This is a genomic window from Seonamhaeicola marinus, assembly GCF_008085455.1.
In genome coordinates this window covers 1-732 of record NZ_VSDQ01000629.1, presented here as the reverse complement: position 1 = coordinate 732, position 732 = coordinate 1, and the positions used below count along the sequence as shown (strand labels likewise).

The window sequence follows — 732 nt, the reverse complement described above, 5'->3', positions numbered from 1 at the left end:
GGTGAATCATTTTTGTTCCGGTATCAGCTTGTTGGTAATTATTGGTTACAGCTATAGAATAAAATTCGCCCACAGAATTATCACCTTTTAATACACACGATGGGTATTTCCAAGTTACTGCAGAACCAGTTTCTACTTGTGTCCATGAAATTTTTGCATTGGTTTCGCACAGGCCTCTTTTGGTTACAAAATTGTAAACACCACCTTTACCTTCGGCATTTCCAGGAAACCAGTTTTGTACTGTAGAGTATTTTATTTCGGCATCATCAAGTGCAATTAGCTCAACAACAGCTGCGTGTAATTGGTTTTCGTCTCTGCTTGGTGCTGTACAACCCTCAAGATAACTTACGTAGCTGCCTTGATCAGCAATTACTAATGTGCGCTCAAATTGGCCTGTTCCTGCTTGGTTTATACGGAAATATGTTGATAGTTCCATAGGGCATCTTACGCCTTTTGGTATGTAGCAAAAACTACCATCACTAAAAACAGCACTGTTTAATGCGGCATAAAAATTATCTTTTTGTGGCACTACAGTGCCAATATATTTTTTTACAAGGTCTGGATGTTTTTTTATGGCTTCAGAAATACTCATAAAAATAATACCTTGTTCTGCAAGTGTTTCTTTAAAGGTTGTTGCTACTGAAACAGAATCAACAACTACATCCATAGCCACACCTGCTAATTTTTTTTGCTCGTCTAATGAAATACCAAGTTTATCAAAAGTTGCCAGTA

The 732-nt window shown here is 37.3% G+C and carries 1 protein-coding gene; it reads right to left on the bottom strand.

The window, feature by feature from the left end; translation table 11 throughout:
* The coding region (sufB, locus tag FUA24_RS10915; protein WP_148542217.1) for a Fe-S cluster assembly protein SufB at positions 1-732 on the bottom strand (732 nt) is incomplete at both ends.